13 protein-coding genes are annotated in these 13,019 nt (G+C 60.7%); 7 read left to right on the top strand and 6 right to left on the bottom strand.

From position 1 onward, the window contains the following. Nucleotides 1-1,254, bottom strand: a complete 1,254-nt coding sequence (locus tag Q1A89_RS11010; RefSeq protein WP_299727579.1) for a DNA polymerase IV — start codon at nucleotides 1,252-1,254, stop codon at nucleotides 1-3. 55 nt (nucleotides 1,255-1,309) lie between these two features. On the opposite strand from Q1A89_RS11010, the gene Q1A89_RS11005 reads away from it, so the two are divergent. Continuing rightward, nucleotides 1,310-1,747 (top strand): NUDIX hydrolase, encoded by a 438-nt coding sequence (locus Q1A89_RS11005; RefSeq protein ID WP_299727576.1) that lies wholly within the window; start codon nucleotides 1,310-1,312, stop codon nucleotides 1,745-1,747. 249 nt (nucleotides 1,748-1,996) lie between these two features. Here Q1A89_RS11005 and pyrF read toward each other — a convergent pair whose 3' ends face one another. Together pyrF and Q1A89_RS10995 are read right to left on the bottom strand one after the other, a co-directional pair. Beyond that, nucleotides 1,997-2,713, bottom strand: coding sequence for an orotidine-5'-phosphate decarboxylase (gene pyrF / locus Q1A89_RS11000; protein ID WP_299727573.1), 717 nt, complete (start codon nucleotides 2,711-2,713; stop codon nucleotides 1,997-1,999). A 215-nt stretch (nucleotides 2,714-2,928) separates the two neighbouring features. Next, the gene (locus Q1A89_RS10995; protein ID WP_299727570.1) at nucleotides 2,929-3,237 is read right to left on the bottom strand and encodes an orotidine 5-phosphate decarboxylase; all 309 of its coding nucleotides are present in this window, start codon (nucleotides 3,235-3,237) and stop codon (nucleotides 2,929-2,931) included. A 449-nt stretch (nucleotides 3,238-3,686) separates the two neighbouring features. Between Q1A89_RS10995 and clpB the strand changes: the two genes are divergently transcribed. Further along, a complete protein-coding gene (clpB, locus tag Q1A89_RS10990) occupies nucleotides 3,687-6,302 on the top strand; it encodes an ATP-dependent chaperone ClpB (protein WP_299727567.1) in 2,616 nt (871 codons plus the stop codon). 305 nt (nucleotides 6,303-6,607) lie between these two features. Here the strand turns inward: clpB and Q1A89_RS10985 are convergent, their stop codons facing one another. The 3 genes from Q1A89_RS10985 to Q1A89_RS10975 form a co-directional block, all read right to left on the bottom strand. Continuing rightward, the gene (locus Q1A89_RS10985) at nucleotides 6,608-6,973 is read right to left on the bottom strand and encodes a hypothetical protein (RefSeq protein ID WP_299727564.1); all 366 of its coding nucleotides are present in this window, start codon (nucleotides 6,971-6,973) and stop codon (nucleotides 6,608-6,610) included. Nucleotides 6,974-7,890: 917 nt separating this feature from the next. After that, on the bottom strand, nucleotides 7,891-8,733 hold the full coding sequence (locus Q1A89_RS10980) for a ParB N-terminal domain-containing protein (protein WP_299727561.1): 843 nt from the start codon (nucleotides 8,731-8,733) through the stop codon (nucleotides 7,891-7,893). A 133-nt stretch (nucleotides 8,734-8,866) separates the two neighbouring features. Further along, a complete protein-coding gene (locus Q1A89_RS10975; protein ID WP_299727558.1) occupies nucleotides 8,867-9,349 on the bottom strand; it encodes a fasciclin domain-containing protein in 483 nt (160 codons plus the stop codon). A gap of 303 nt (nucleotides 9,350-9,652) precedes the next feature. Here Q1A89_RS10975 and msrP point away from each other — a divergent pair, with 303 nt between their 5' ends. The 5 genes from msrP to Q1A89_RS10950 all read left to right on the top strand — a co-directional run bounded on the left by msrP (nucleotide 9,653) and on the right by Q1A89_RS10950 (nucleotide 12,344). Beyond that, on the top strand, nucleotides 9,653-10,558 hold the full coding sequence (msrP, locus tag Q1A89_RS10970; protein ID WP_299727555.1) for a protein-methionine-sulfoxide reductase catalytic subunit MsrP: 906 nt from the start codon (nucleotides 9,653-9,655) through the stop codon (nucleotides 10,556-10,558). Beyond that, nucleotides 10,558-10,767, top strand: coding sequence for a mercury resistance system transport protein MerF (gene merF, locus Q1A89_RS10965; RefSeq protein ID WP_299727552.1), 210 nt, complete (start codon nucleotides 10,558-10,560; stop codon nucleotides 10,765-10,767). Before msrP ends, merF begins: the two co-directional genes overlap by 1 nt. Further along, nucleotides 10,760-10,966 carry a GDCCVxC domain-containing (seleno)protein gene (locus Q1A89_RS10960; RefSeq protein WP_299727549.1) on the top strand — a complete coding sequence of 69 codons (207 nt, stop codon included), beginning with the start codon at nucleotides 10,760-10,762 and terminating at the stop codon, nucleotides 10,964-10,966. Before merF ends, Q1A89_RS10960 begins: the two co-directional genes overlap by 8 nt. Then, nucleotides 10,963-11,574, top strand: coding sequence for a protein-methionine-sulfoxide reductase heme-binding subunit MsrQ (msrQ, locus tag Q1A89_RS10955; protein WP_299727547.1), 612 nt, complete (start codon nucleotides 10,963-10,965; stop codon nucleotides 11,572-11,574). The genes Q1A89_RS10960 and msrQ overlap by 4 nt, the downstream gene beginning before the upstream one ends. Nucleotides 11,575-11,678: 104 nt before the next feature. After that, nucleotides 11,679-12,344, top strand: a complete 666-nt coding sequence (locus Q1A89_RS10950; protein WP_299727544.1) for a VPLPA-CTERM sorting domain-containing protein — start codon at nucleotides 11,679-11,681, stop codon at nucleotides 12,342-12,344. Nucleotides 12,345-13,019 lie beyond the last annotated feature (675 nt).

Here is a 13,019-nt window from a genome sequence, read left to right as displayed (position 1 = left end):
CTAACGCAGCGCCCGCCCTTTCAGGATTGCATTGTGCCCGAACCGGTCGCGGATCGCGTCCGCGGCCCGTTCCGCCTGCCCGCGCTTGCGCGCATCCGGGTCGAGCAGGTCGCCCGATACTTCGGCCTCGTCCGCGCTGCACAGATCGCTGAGCCCGCAGCCGAGCAGACGGTAGGGCCCCTCATCCCCCACCTGATCAAACAGGCCGCGTGCGATGCGATAGACCGTGTCGGCCAATTGCGAGGGATCGCGCAAAGACACGCGGCGGGTCAGCGAAGAATGATCGTGGCGCTTGAGTTTCAGCGTCACCACGCGGCCCGCGAGCCCCTTGGCCTTGGCCCGGTCGGACACCTTTTCGGCCATCCGCCACAGGTGCCCGTCCAGAATGTCGGGGTCGCTGGTGTCGTCGTTGAAAGTGGTTTCGTTGCTGATCGATTTCATTGGTGCGTCGCGCGACACGCGCCGTTTGTCCTGCCCGCGCGCCAGATGCCAGAGCCGGTCGCCCATCGATCCGAACCGCGCGATGAGGTCGGTCTGCTCCCACCGGAGCAGATCGGAAAAGGTGCGAATACCCGCCTTTTCCAGTGAGGCCTGTGCCGCAGGTCCAATCCCCCAGATCAGGCGCACTGGTTTGTCCCGCAGAAAGGCGTCGGTGTCGCCCTTGCCAATCACCGAAAAGCCGTGCGGTTTTTCGAGGTCCGAGGCGACTTTGGCGAGGAATTTGTTGTGGGCGAGACCGATGGAGCCGGTCAGCCCCAATTCATCCCGCATCCGTCGCACGAGCCGCGCCAGCATCACCGCAGGGGGTGCACCATGCAGGAGGGCGGTGCCCGAGAGGTCCAGAAATGCCTCGTCCAGCGACAAGGGCTCGATGGCGGGGGTCAGTTCCTCCATCATGGTGCGGATGGCGCGCGAGGCGTCGACATAGGCCTCCATCCGCGGCTTGATGATCACCGCCTCGGGGCAAAGCTTGAGCGCCTGGAACATCGGCATGGCCGAGCGCACGCCACGGATGCGCGCCACGTAACAGGCGGTGGACACCACGCCGCGCCGCCCGCCGCCGATGATCACCGGCTTGCCTTCGAGGCTGGGGTCATCCCGCTTTTCCACCGAGGCGTAAAACGCGTCGCAGTCCATATGCGCGATGGTCAAATCAAACAGTTCGGGATGGGCCACGATGCGCGGGCTGCCACAGGCGGGACAGCGCGTGGCGGCGTCAAAATCGGTCAGACATTCGCGGCAGAGGCTGGGCATGATCGGGCTTTGTGGCTAGTGCTGATCAGCATAGCGACTGGCGCGGGGTTTGAACATGGCAGGAAGGGTGATCGGGGCAAAACTGGCGCTGTTTGTTGGCGAAGACCTCGCCACGCTGCAGCGCGACGATCGCCCCGGATTGATGTGGGCAGGCTATTGGGATCTGCCCGGTGGCGGGATCGAGCCGGGTGAGACGCCGCTGAATTGCGTGCTACGCGAAACCCACGAAGAGCTGAGCCTTGTGATCGCGCCCGAATTGATCACGTGGGGGCGCGACTATGGCACCTCCAGCGGTGACATTTCCTGGTTCTTTGCAGCACACCTGCCTGCCGATACCGAGGCGCAGATCGTGCTGGGCGATGAGGGGCAAGGCTGGGCGCTGATGTCGATTGCCGCGTTCATGGCCCATGACCGGGTCGTGCCGCAGTTCAAGCCGCGACTGGGCGATTACCTGGCGGGTGTCGTTTCGGGCCACATTGATCGGAGCGGATGACGCCTGTCCCCCAAAAGAACCCCCCGCACGTGAGCGGGGGGAGGTGACGAACCTCAGGAAGAAACGGTTCGTCGGGGAGTATCACCTAGCGTCAACTTACCACCTGAAGGCGAGTTGGCACAGTCATGAAATCCATACCCTGCGATATAGAGTGTCCTGTTGCCCTCAAGGCACAATCTGTTGATTAAAAAAGTAGCGCTCGGAATCCTGTGGATATGTCATAGGACACACCCAAATTCTTGTGTCTTGTCAGCGATTTGGGCTGTGGGCTTGTGGGCTGCGCATCTCGGTCAGGATGCTGTTTGCGGCCTGTTTCGGGTCAGGTGCACGCCAGATCGGACGGCCCACAACAATGTGGTCAACCCCGTTTGCAATGGCATTTGCGGGGGTTGCGATGCGTTTCTGGTCCCCCTTGTCGGCCCCTGCGGGGCGCACGCCGGGGGTCACAATCAGCCGATCCAGCGACTCAGGCAGGGCGCGGATGGCGGGTGCCTCGTGCGGAGAGGCGATGACGCCGTCGGCCCCGGCCTCAAACGCGCGCCCCGCCCGTTCGGGCACCAGATCGCCCACCTCACCCGCCTTGATCATCGCGTCATCAAGGTCAGCGCGATCAAGCGAGGTCAGGATGGTGACGGCCAGTATCTTGAGGGATGACCCCGCGGCCCCTTCCTTGGCTGCGCGCACCACGTATGGGTCGCCGTGCACCGTCAGAAAGTCGAGATCGAACTGCGCCAGACCGCGCACCGCCGCCTCGACCGTGGCGCCGATGTCGAACAACTTCATATCCAGAAAAATGCGCTTGCCGTGTTCCTGTTTCAGCTCGTTGGCAAGGGCGAGGCCGCCGCCGGTCAGCATGCCCAGACCGATCTTGTAAAAGTTGACGCTGTCCCCCAGCGCTGCGGCCAGTTCCAGCCCTGCAACCGCGTTGGGCACGTCCATCGCCACGATCAATCTGTCATCTGCCATTTTGCTGCCCCTCGCGCTGGTTTTGAGAGGTCATACGGCAGGTGCGGCGTGAAATCCATTGACGAAAAACGCCCGAACGCGGGGGGACAGCGTTCGGGCGTCAACTTCCAGGTGGTCGCAGGCGTTGGCCTGCATCTGGAATGCTCTGACACTTGGGCGCGCCTGACCGAGGGAGATCGCGGCGTTTGCGACTTGCGTGCCAGAAATCGGCTGCCTCAGGCGGCGCGCGCGTGGGGCGGACGTGCCGGTTGGCGCACCATCTTGTGCACCTGACCCTTGCGGGCGGCGCGTGTTGGAACGGCCGTTGCTTCGATCACCGAATCCGACTGTCCGCGCTTGTGGCGGCGCAGCGCCTGGGTGGACAGGCCGCGCGCGGCGTCCTCAAATTCCATATCGATGGGTGCGTCGATGGCGCAGGCATAGCGCCGCGCGTTGGACCCATCATGTACCGACACCAGCGCCTCAAAGGTCTGGTTGGCTGCGTTGTAAATCACGTCACTGAGTTGCAAAGGAACGGTCTGCATTTTGACACCTGTTTTTTGTACTACTCTTGTGGATAACTATGTGGACGCTTCCGTCTGGTTTTAAAGAGATGGGACACTTGACGAAGAGTCACGAAACTGTGGGTGTGTGCCTGTATTGGCGGTCGGTTGCTCGTAAATTATTGAAAATTCTTTGTTTTCTGAGTGCGTCCGATCAACCTGCGCGCCATACGCCGCCTTCCGGGAATCGGCGAAAATCCGCCACAACAGGTTGATTTGATGAGGAAAAACTTTTGGCAGCGCCAGAGAGACCCGACGTCCCGGTACTGAACCAGCGGCCCGCGCAGGATGGTGGTAGCGTCGCGATAAGCCTGCGCTCAGGTCTTGCGACAGGCCTGCACTGACCCCATCTTTACGCTTGTAGGCCCATACCTCGGCGTGCCTCTTTGAGGGCGCAGGACATACGGGCGCTGTGTAAGAGGAGAGAGACCATGGACTTGAGCAAGTTCACGGAGCGGTCGCGCGGGTTCGTGCAGGCCGCGCAAACGATCGCGACACGCGATAGCCACCAAAGACTGACCCCCGAACATCTGTTGAAGGCCCTGATGGACGACGATCAGGGCTTGGCCGCCAACCTGATCACCCGCGCGGGCGGCGATCCGGGCCGCGTGCTGACCCATGTGGATCAGTTGCTGGCCAAACAGCCCAAAGTGAGCGGCGATGCCGCGCAAGTGTACCTCGATCAGGCCACCGGCAAGGTGCTGGCCGAGGCCGAGGCGCTGGCGAAAAAGGCTGGCGACAGCTTTGTGCCCGTCGAACGGGTGCTGATGGCGCTTGGGATGGTCAAATCCGGCGCGCGCGAAGCGCTGGAGGCGGGCAAGGTTTCGCCTCAGGATCTGAACTCCGCCATCAATGACATCCGCAAGGGCCGCACTGCCGATACGGCAAGCGCCGAGGATGGTTATGAGGCGTTGAAGAAATACGCGATGGACCTGACCGAACGCGCCGAGGCGGGCAAGATCGACCCGATCATTGGCCGCGATGAGGAAATCCGCCGCGCCATGCAGGTGCTTTCCCGTAGGACCAAGAACAACCCGGTTCTGATCGGTGAGCCCGGCGTGGGTAAAACCGCCATTGCCGAAGGCTTGGCCCTGCGCATCGTGAACGGAGACGTGCCCGAGAGCTTGCGCAACAAGCGTCTTTTGGCGCTGGATATGGGTGCACTGATCGCCGGTGCAAAATACCGGGGTGAGTTCGAGGAGCGGCTGAAGGCTGTTCTGACTGAGGTCACAGAAGCTGCGGGCGAAATCATCCTGTTCATCGACGAAATGCACACGCTGGTGGGTGCCGGTGCCTCCGAAGGCGCAATGGATGCCGCCAACCTGATCAAACCCGCCCTTGCGCGGGGCGAGTTGCACTGTGTGGGCGCGACAACCCTCAACGAATACCGCAAATACGTGGAAAAAGACGCGGCCCTTGCCCGTCGTTTCCAGCCCGTTCTGGTCGAGGAACCCACGGTCGAGGATACGATCAGCATCCTGCGCGGTATCAAGGAAAAGTACGAATTGCACCACGGCGTGCGGATTTCGGACAGCGCGCTGGTGACGGCGGCGATCCTGTCGCACCGCTACATCACCGACCGGTTCCTGCCCGACAAGGCCATCGACCTGATGGATGAGGCCGCCAGCCGTTTGCGGATGGAGGTCGACTCCAAACCCGAAGAGCTGGACGCGCTCGACCGTCAGATCCTGCAGATGCAGATCGAGGTTGAGGCGCTGCGCCTTGAGGACGATCAGGCCTCCAAGGACCGGCTTGAGACGCTGGAAAAAGACCTTGCCGATCTGCAGGAACGCAGTTCCGAGATGACGGCGCAGTGGCAGGGGGAACGGGACAAGCTGGCCTCGGCCCGCGACCTCAAGGAACAGCTTGATCACGCCCGCGCGACGCTTGATATCGCCAAGCGCGAAGGCAACCTGGCCAAGGCGGGTGAGCTGTCCTATGGCGTGATCCCCGAGCTGGAGCGCAAGCTGGAAGAGGCCGAAGGGGCCGACTCCGACGTGATGGTGTCTGAGGCCGTGCGCCCCGAGCAGATCGCAAGCGTGGTCGAACGGTGGACGGGCATTCCGACCTCCAAGATGCTCGAAGGCGAGCGGGACAAGCTGCTGCGGATGGAAGAGCAGTTGCACACCCGCGTCATCGGGCAGGACAGTGCCGTGCGTGCGGTCGCAAATGCGGTGCGCCGGGCGCGGGCGGGATTGAACGACGAGAACCGCCCCTTGGGTTCATTCCTGTTTCTTGGGCCCACCGGCGTGGGCAAGACAGAGCTGACCAAGGCCGTGGCCGAGTATTTGTTTGACGATGACAGCGCGATGGTGCGCATCGACATGTCCGAGTTCATGGAGAAGCACGCGGTCGCGCGACTGATCGGCGCGCCTCCGGGCTATGTCGGCTATGACGAGGGCGGTGTCCTGACCGAGGCGGTGCGGCGCAGGCCCTACCAGGTCGTACTGTTTGACGAGGTCGAAAAGGCGCACCCGGACGTGTTCAACGTCCTGTTGCAGGTGCTGGATGACGGCATCTTGACAGATGGGCAGGGGCGGACCGTGGACTTCAAGCAGACGCTGATCATCCTGACCTCCAACCTCGGGGCGCAGGCGCTGAGCCAACTGCCGGACGGGGCGGACCCGAGCCAGGCGCGGCGGGACGTGATGGACGCGGTGCGCAGCCATTTCCGGCCGGAGTTCCTGAACCGTCTGGACGAGACCATCATCTTTGACCGGCTGGCGCGCGAGGATATGCACGGGATCGTGACGATCCAGATGCAGCGGCTGCTCAAACGGCTGGCGGCGCGCAAGATCACGCTGTCGCTGGATGAAGGGGCAAAGAAGTGGCTGGCCGAGGAAGGGTACGACCCGGTGTTCGGGGCGCGCCCCCTGAAACGGGTGATCCAGACGGCCCTGCAAAACCCGCTGGCAGAGATGCTGCTGGCCGGGGATGTGAAGGACGGGGAGACCGTGGAGGTCACCGCCGGGTCCGAGGGTCTGATCATCGGGGACCGGGTGTCGGGCACGAACCGCCCCCGCCCGGACGACGCGGTGATCCACTGATCGGATGGGCCCCGGATGTGGGCGTATTGAGGGTGTCCCACGCAGGGACACCCACCCGCCCCATAGACTTCAATGAGTTACAGAGGTGGTTTTAGGGTTTGTTAAGGTTTGGGGGTTGGAAAGGGGTGCTGTTTGGCGGGGGTTTTGTTCTCGATGACATACAAAGGGCTTAGCGCTTTGCTTTCGACCCAGACATCAGTTTTGCGTAGGAAGCGGACTTTGCGAAGTTATGCAGCTAAAGTCAGCAAAGAGCCCAAACCTCCTTAGTAATTCTGTTCTCAAGTGCTCTGCATCGGGCTATATTCTTAAGAGAAATGCCCCCAGCGATGGTTTATCGGAAGGCATTCTTCACAAAGCTCTCTGCCATCGTGAGTTCCACCGTCCAAACAAAGGCTATCACTGTCCTCAAAATGATCGCTGCCGCCGAACTTTGTTGGATTTACATCTCTGTTAATCATCAACTGGCTGCATTCCTCACAGCGACACATAGACAGCTTATCCATAGGAAATAACGCTGCTTCATAATGGGATAGCTTGATATCGTATTTGCCGAAAACGGTTTTGAGTTCGTTGAAAAGGCGCTCCATTTTGTCGTCGTAAATTTCGCTTTCAACATCTTCTGTAGTCGTCTCGAAAACTGACAAATGCTTCATAAACACTATTTGACGCATGTTTTGACTTCCGTTTAAACGCATTTTGTGCTCGCGGCCTAGCTTTCTCGATTTCGGCGAAATCCGCGACGGTTACCATGCGTTGGCATTTGAATGGATCGAATTTATGTCTTTGCTGGGGCGCAGCTAACGGCAGCAAAGTCCGCAACCCGGTCAACAGACGACTTCAGATCGATGTCACCTTCTGGCTGCCCGCGGACATCCCGTTTGACCGATTGGCGACCCACAGCGCACAAACCATGATCAATGCAACATCGAGCCAAGCAAAACTTGGCGCAACGCTTCGTGCGCAAATTTGGTGCGCTTTTCCCTGATTGCCGTCCGGCGCGGCGGGGTGGAACCCCGCCCTACGGGAGGGGGATGGGGTGGGGCTTGAGATCACGCAGCCTGCGGGGTGATGCGTGGTTTGGCGTTTTGTCGTGCTGCTTTGTTCCCGCACGGATTCAGGGCGCAGCCGCGTCGCCATTGTCGCTCGGACCAATGGCGCTTTTCTGGCGACCGGCGCAAGACCGCCCCCCGGCTGGCGATTTGGCTGTCGTGTGCGCTTACCGGAGAGCGGGGATGTGTTTGGCTGCCATAAAGTGTGGGGCGGGGCGGTGGATCGCATCCCGCGGTCTGGCGATGCACGGCTTTGGGTGGGCATGGTTGGTAGGCGGCTGTGGTGGGCAGATTGCCCACCCCATGGAATGGGGTTTGGTTCTGTATGGTCTTTGGTGGAGTGAACCCCGCCCGACGCGGAGGTGGATGTTGCGGTGCGCGAGATCACACATCACGCGCTGGTGTGCGGTCTGGTGATGCACGGCTTGGCGTTTGGGTTTTTTGGTGAGGGGTGATGGGCAGATTGCCCATCCTACGGTGCGGGGTTTGGTGGGGTGGTGCGGGAGATCGCGCGCCTTGCGGGAAGACTTGGTGGGGCCTTAGCGTTCTTCGGCGAAGAGGCGTTCGATGTGGTCCATGACGTCGTCCATGAGCCCGGGGGTTTTGGCCTCGGGACCCGAGAACCGCAGGATCCAGCCGGATCGGGTGAGTTCGCGCCGGATTTGCAGGGCGTTTTTGTACTTGATCGACCGTTTGGGCGCGCGGCGGGTGCCGGGGGCGGATTCGTTGTGCCGTGGGTTCAGTGCTTCGTCGATGGCCGGTTCGAGTGCGGCCCATTGCCCTTCGAGCGTGTCGCTGGGCGATGTGCGCAGGGCGTCGAGCAGCAGGCCTTCCCATCCTGCCCTGAGTGCGGCGGCCAGACGTTCGATCCGTGCGATGGAGAGCAGTTCGGGGGAGGTGAGCGCGCCGTCAAAAACCTGCACCACCGTGGTGATGCTGCGCAGGCGCGCCTTTTTCTGGCGTGAGAGGGTGCCGAAGAGGGCGTTGATCGCCCCGTCTTCGGTGTCGAAGAGTTCGGAGGCGAGGCAGTCGATGATCAGCCCGCCTTTCTCCCACGGGCTGATTTGCGCGCGGATTTCGTTTTCGCTGACCATGGTGGCCAGCGCGTCGGAGATGTCGCGCGGCGTGCGCACGAAGGCGGGGATGGTGTCGTGTTTCAGCGCCTTGGCGGCCGAAAGCCGTCGGTAGCCGGAGATGAGCCCGTATTTGTGCGTCTCGTCCGGTGTGCTCAGTTCCCAGACCTCGATCGGTTGGCGCAGGCCGGTGGTGAGGATGGAGATTTCAAGCTCGTCCTGTGCTTCGGGGTCGATGCTGCCCCGGTCGCGCGGGAGGGCGTGTTCGTCGATTTCGCTGAGCGGGATGGCGTGGAGGGGGTCGGTCATGGGGGGTCTCGGTGGCGTTGCTGCGTTTGGGCGCAGTATGCCGCCGGGCGGTGGGGTGTTGCGTGTTGGTGTGTGGGGGCGTGCGGTTTGGGTGCCCGGCGTTGCCGCCGGGCCCGGTGTTTTGGGTGTGTGATCAGTCGCCGGGGATGATCACGGTGTCGATCACGTGGATCACGCCGTTGGAGGTTTCGATGTCGGCTGTTGTTACTGTCGCCTCTTCGACCATGACGCCGTTGTCGAGATCGATGGTGACGCTGTCGCCTTGGACCGTTGCGGCCTCCATATCGTCGGAGAGGTCGGTCGACATCACTTTGCCCGGCACGACGTGGTAGGTCAGGATGGCCACGAGCTGGTCCTTGTTCTCAGGCTTCAGCAGGGTTTCCACGGTCCCTTCGGGCAGGGCGGCAAAGGCCTCGTCCGTGGGGGCGAAGACGGTGAAGGGGCCGTCGCCTTTTAGCGTGTCCACAAGGCCTGCGGCCTGCACGGCGGCGACCAGTGTGGTGAAGGAGCCGGCGTCGACGGCGGTGTCCACGATGTCCTTGGAATGCCCGTCGGCGAGTGCGGCTGTGCCAAGGGTGAAGGCGGCGGCGGTGGCGAGAAGTGTTGTGCGGATCATGTGTGTTTCTCCTGGGTTGCTGTGGCGATTACCGTCTTGCGGCATCGTAAGGGAAACGCGCGCCAGCATCGTTCAGATCACGTGGAAATTTTTCCCACATGACCTTGAAATGGGGGTGGCGGTGCCTAAGCCGGGCGGCAAAATCTTTTCCACTCACAACAATGTCAAATTGCGAATTCTTGCTGATGGGGCAGAGTGGTGCAGGTTACAGCGCTCTGACATCCGTGTGAGGAGGGCTACATTTGCTCGCTTGACCTGATGATCTATGTGACACGCAACCACGCAATAGCTGGAGAACTGTGAATGGCCTACCGCTGGAAGAACGATCTGACCCGTGCAGATGCGACGCCCTATGCTGCCTATATGAACCGCCGTCAGTTGATGGGCGGGGCGCTGGGTCTGGGTGTGGTCGCAGCGGCTGGTGCTGCGCGTGCGCAACAGGCGGAGTTGGTGCCAAGCGCTTGGGATGACGTCACCCAGTACAACAACTTTTACGAATTCGGGACCGGAAAGGCCCATCCGTCGGCCTATGCCGATGCGATGACAACCGATCCGTGGACGGTCACCATCGACGGGATGGTCGAGCGCCCCGGAGAGTTCGATTTCAAGGACATCATGGCCGAGATGACAATCGAGGAGCGCATCTATCGTCTGCGCTGCGTCGAGGCGTGGTCGATGGTTGTGCCCTGGAACGGGTTCGAACTGGCCGATCTGCTGGCGATGGCGGGGGTGAAGCCCGAGGCCAAATATGTCCGCTTTGAAACCCTCTATCGCCCCTCGGAGATGCCGGGCCAGAAATCGGCCTGGATCGACTGGCCCTATATCGAGGGTCTGCGCGTGGATGAGGCTATGCACCCGCTGACCATCATGGCCACGGGGATCTTTGGCAAAACGATCCCGAACCAGAACGGTGCGCCGCTGCGGCTGGTGGTGCCTTGGAAATACGGGTTCAAATCCATCAAATCCATTGTCCGCATCACCCTGACCGACGAACGCCCCATTGGCACATGGGAGCAACTGCAACCGCAGGAGTATGGGTTCTATAGTAATGTGAACCCCGAAGTGGATCACCCGCGCTGGAGCCAGGCGACCGAACGGGTCATCGGCGGCGGGTTGTTTTCCAAACGTCAGGACACGCTGATGTTCAACGGATACGCCGATGAGGTGGCCAGCCTGTACGAAGGCCTGGACCTGCGCGCGAACTTCTGATGGACAACCGCAAGCTCTTGCGCATCGGCGCCATCGGAACGGTTGTCACGGCGCTGTGCTGTTTCACGCCGCTGCTGGTGATCGTGCTGAGCGCAATTGGTCTGGCGGGCGTGATTGCCTATCTTGATCTGGTGCTGCTGCCCTTGCTGGGTCTGTTTGTGCTAGTATTGATCACAGCGCTGATCCGAAAGGTGCGAAGCAATGGCTGAGCTGCACTCCACCCTGACCTGTCCGCAATGCGGCCACAGCAAGGCCGAGGTGATGCCGACCGATGCCTGTCAGTGGTTTTACGAATGCGAAGGCTGCCGGGTCGTCCTGAAACCGCAGGCCGGGGATTGCTGTGTCTACTGTTCTTACGGGACGGTGCCGTGCCCGCCAATTCAGGATGGCGAGGCCTGCTGCGCATGACCTTTGTCGATGGCGTGAACAGGGTGGCCCGCAAGGTCCCCACGTGGGCTATATATATTGCGTACCTCATTCCGGTGCCTGTCCTTCTATATATGGCGCAGACCGGCGGCCTTGGCCGCGAGCCGATCAGTGCGCTGGAACATGAGCTGGGTGAGATCGCATTGCAGTTGCTGATCATCGGCTTGTGCATCTCGCCGTTGCGCAGGTTTTTCGGGATCAACCTGATCAAGTTCCGCCGCGCCTTTGGCCTGTTGGCCTTTACCTATGTGGTTCTGCATCTGCTGATCTGGGTCGTGCTGGATATGAGCCTGCTGTGGGCGCAGATGTGGGGTGATATCTGGAAGCGTCCCTATATCACCGTGGGCATGATGGGTTTCGTGCTGCTGATCCCGCTGGCCGTAACCTCGAACAACCGGTCTGTCCGGGCGCTGGGGCAGGCGTGGCGCAAGCTGCATCTACTGGCCTATCCCGCAGCGATCCTTGGGGCTGTGCATTTTGTGATGGTGCAAAGAGTGTGGGAGATCGAGCCGCTGATCTATCTGGCGGTGCTGGTCGGATTGACCGCATTGCGCCTGCAGCGCGACATTAGGCAGCCTGCGCGGGGCTGAGGTGCATTCGGCATCTGCTGGATGTTCCGACATCCTGTTTTTGTTGATTTTTTCGCATCATCAAAGTAAACGCCAACCCGTTAAACATTTTGACGGGACATATTATGAAGAGTTTCATTCCATTAATCGGTGCTGTTCTGATTGCAGCAAGCAGTGCGTCCGCCGCAGTCGTGGACCTAACGGACAACACATTCACCAGCGTCGACTACGTCGATTTCGTGCAGGGACCGCTTGGGCCCATCGAAGAATTCGTCGAGACCGTGGATGGCGTTGCCTTTACCTTTTCGGCCAAATCCGTGAGCGGCCAGTTCCGCAATGTCGGAACCTGGGGCAATGGCATGTTTGGCGGCGGACCCCATGCGCTGTCTTTCGGGGGTGGGGGCGGCAACACGGCCACTTTTACGCTGTCGGCCTCGGCGGATGTGACGCTGAACGCCTTTGTCGGTTTTGCCCAGCAGTTCAATACGGGCGCAATCTTTGATGTGGCGGGGGCCGGCGTGTCATCGACAGGCAATGCTTTCAGCACTGCGGCCTTCCTTGCCTCTGGAACGCCTGTGGCGGATAGCTTTGTTGGCGGTCCTTTGTCCCTGATGGCGGGGCAGGTCTATACCTTTACCACCACCAACAGTGGAGTGGCCACGCAGAGCCATTTGACGGGGCTGGACTTTACGACTGTTCAGCAGCCTCCGGCTGTGCCGCTGCCTGCGGGTTTGCCGCTGTTGCTGGCGGGTCTGGGCGGATTGGCGTGGATGCGTCGCCGCCAGGGCTGATCTGCGAGTACATCGCATGAGAATCGCGAACGGTGGTCCCTTTGGGGCCGCCGTTTTGCGTTTTGGGGGGCCAGTCGGGGGGTGAATCGGAATCGGTGCCCGGAATCGAGGGTGATTCATCCGCGATTCACTGGTGAGTCTGCCGACTCTTGGGGATAGGTCTGGGGATAACCCTATATCTAGCGGTACGGCGCCCCGAGAGGGATGTTGGTGCGGGTAATTTTCTGCCGATTTGACCTAGGGTTCGCGAAATATCCTTGCCTAAAACTATGTTTTTGCACGGAAAATGGTCATTTTTGAAAAAAGATGAGGTTTCTGCAAAAAAGCACTTGCGGGTATCCCGCACTAACCGTAGAACCCCCCTCACCGGCGGCGCAGAGATGCACCAACGGGGCGCCAGACGGGCGGGACGGAGCGGAAACGCAACAGACCGAGACGAGACGCAAGAATAAAATCAGAGGTAATCGAGGCGGGGCGCGCCAAAGAAGTTAGGGCGCATCCAGTCACTTTTGTCTCTACGCTCTTTGAAATTGATAATAACTGAAGAGATATGTGGGCGGTTTGGTTCATTTCGATGGATCAACCTCTTCATATCGCGCTAGTAGGGGCAACCCGATAATCTAGTGTCAGCTTCACTGTTTGGACGGTTTCTTGTTTTCTTATGAAAACCTGAAG

The organism is uncultured Tateyamaria sp., assembly GCF_947503045.1.
Lineage (GTDB): Bacteria > Pseudomonadota > Alphaproteobacteria > Rhodobacterales > Rhodobacteraceae > Tateyamaria.
The sequence above is the reverse complement of the archived record's forward strand: the minus strand, read 5'-3'. Positions and strand labels throughout refer to the sequence as shown.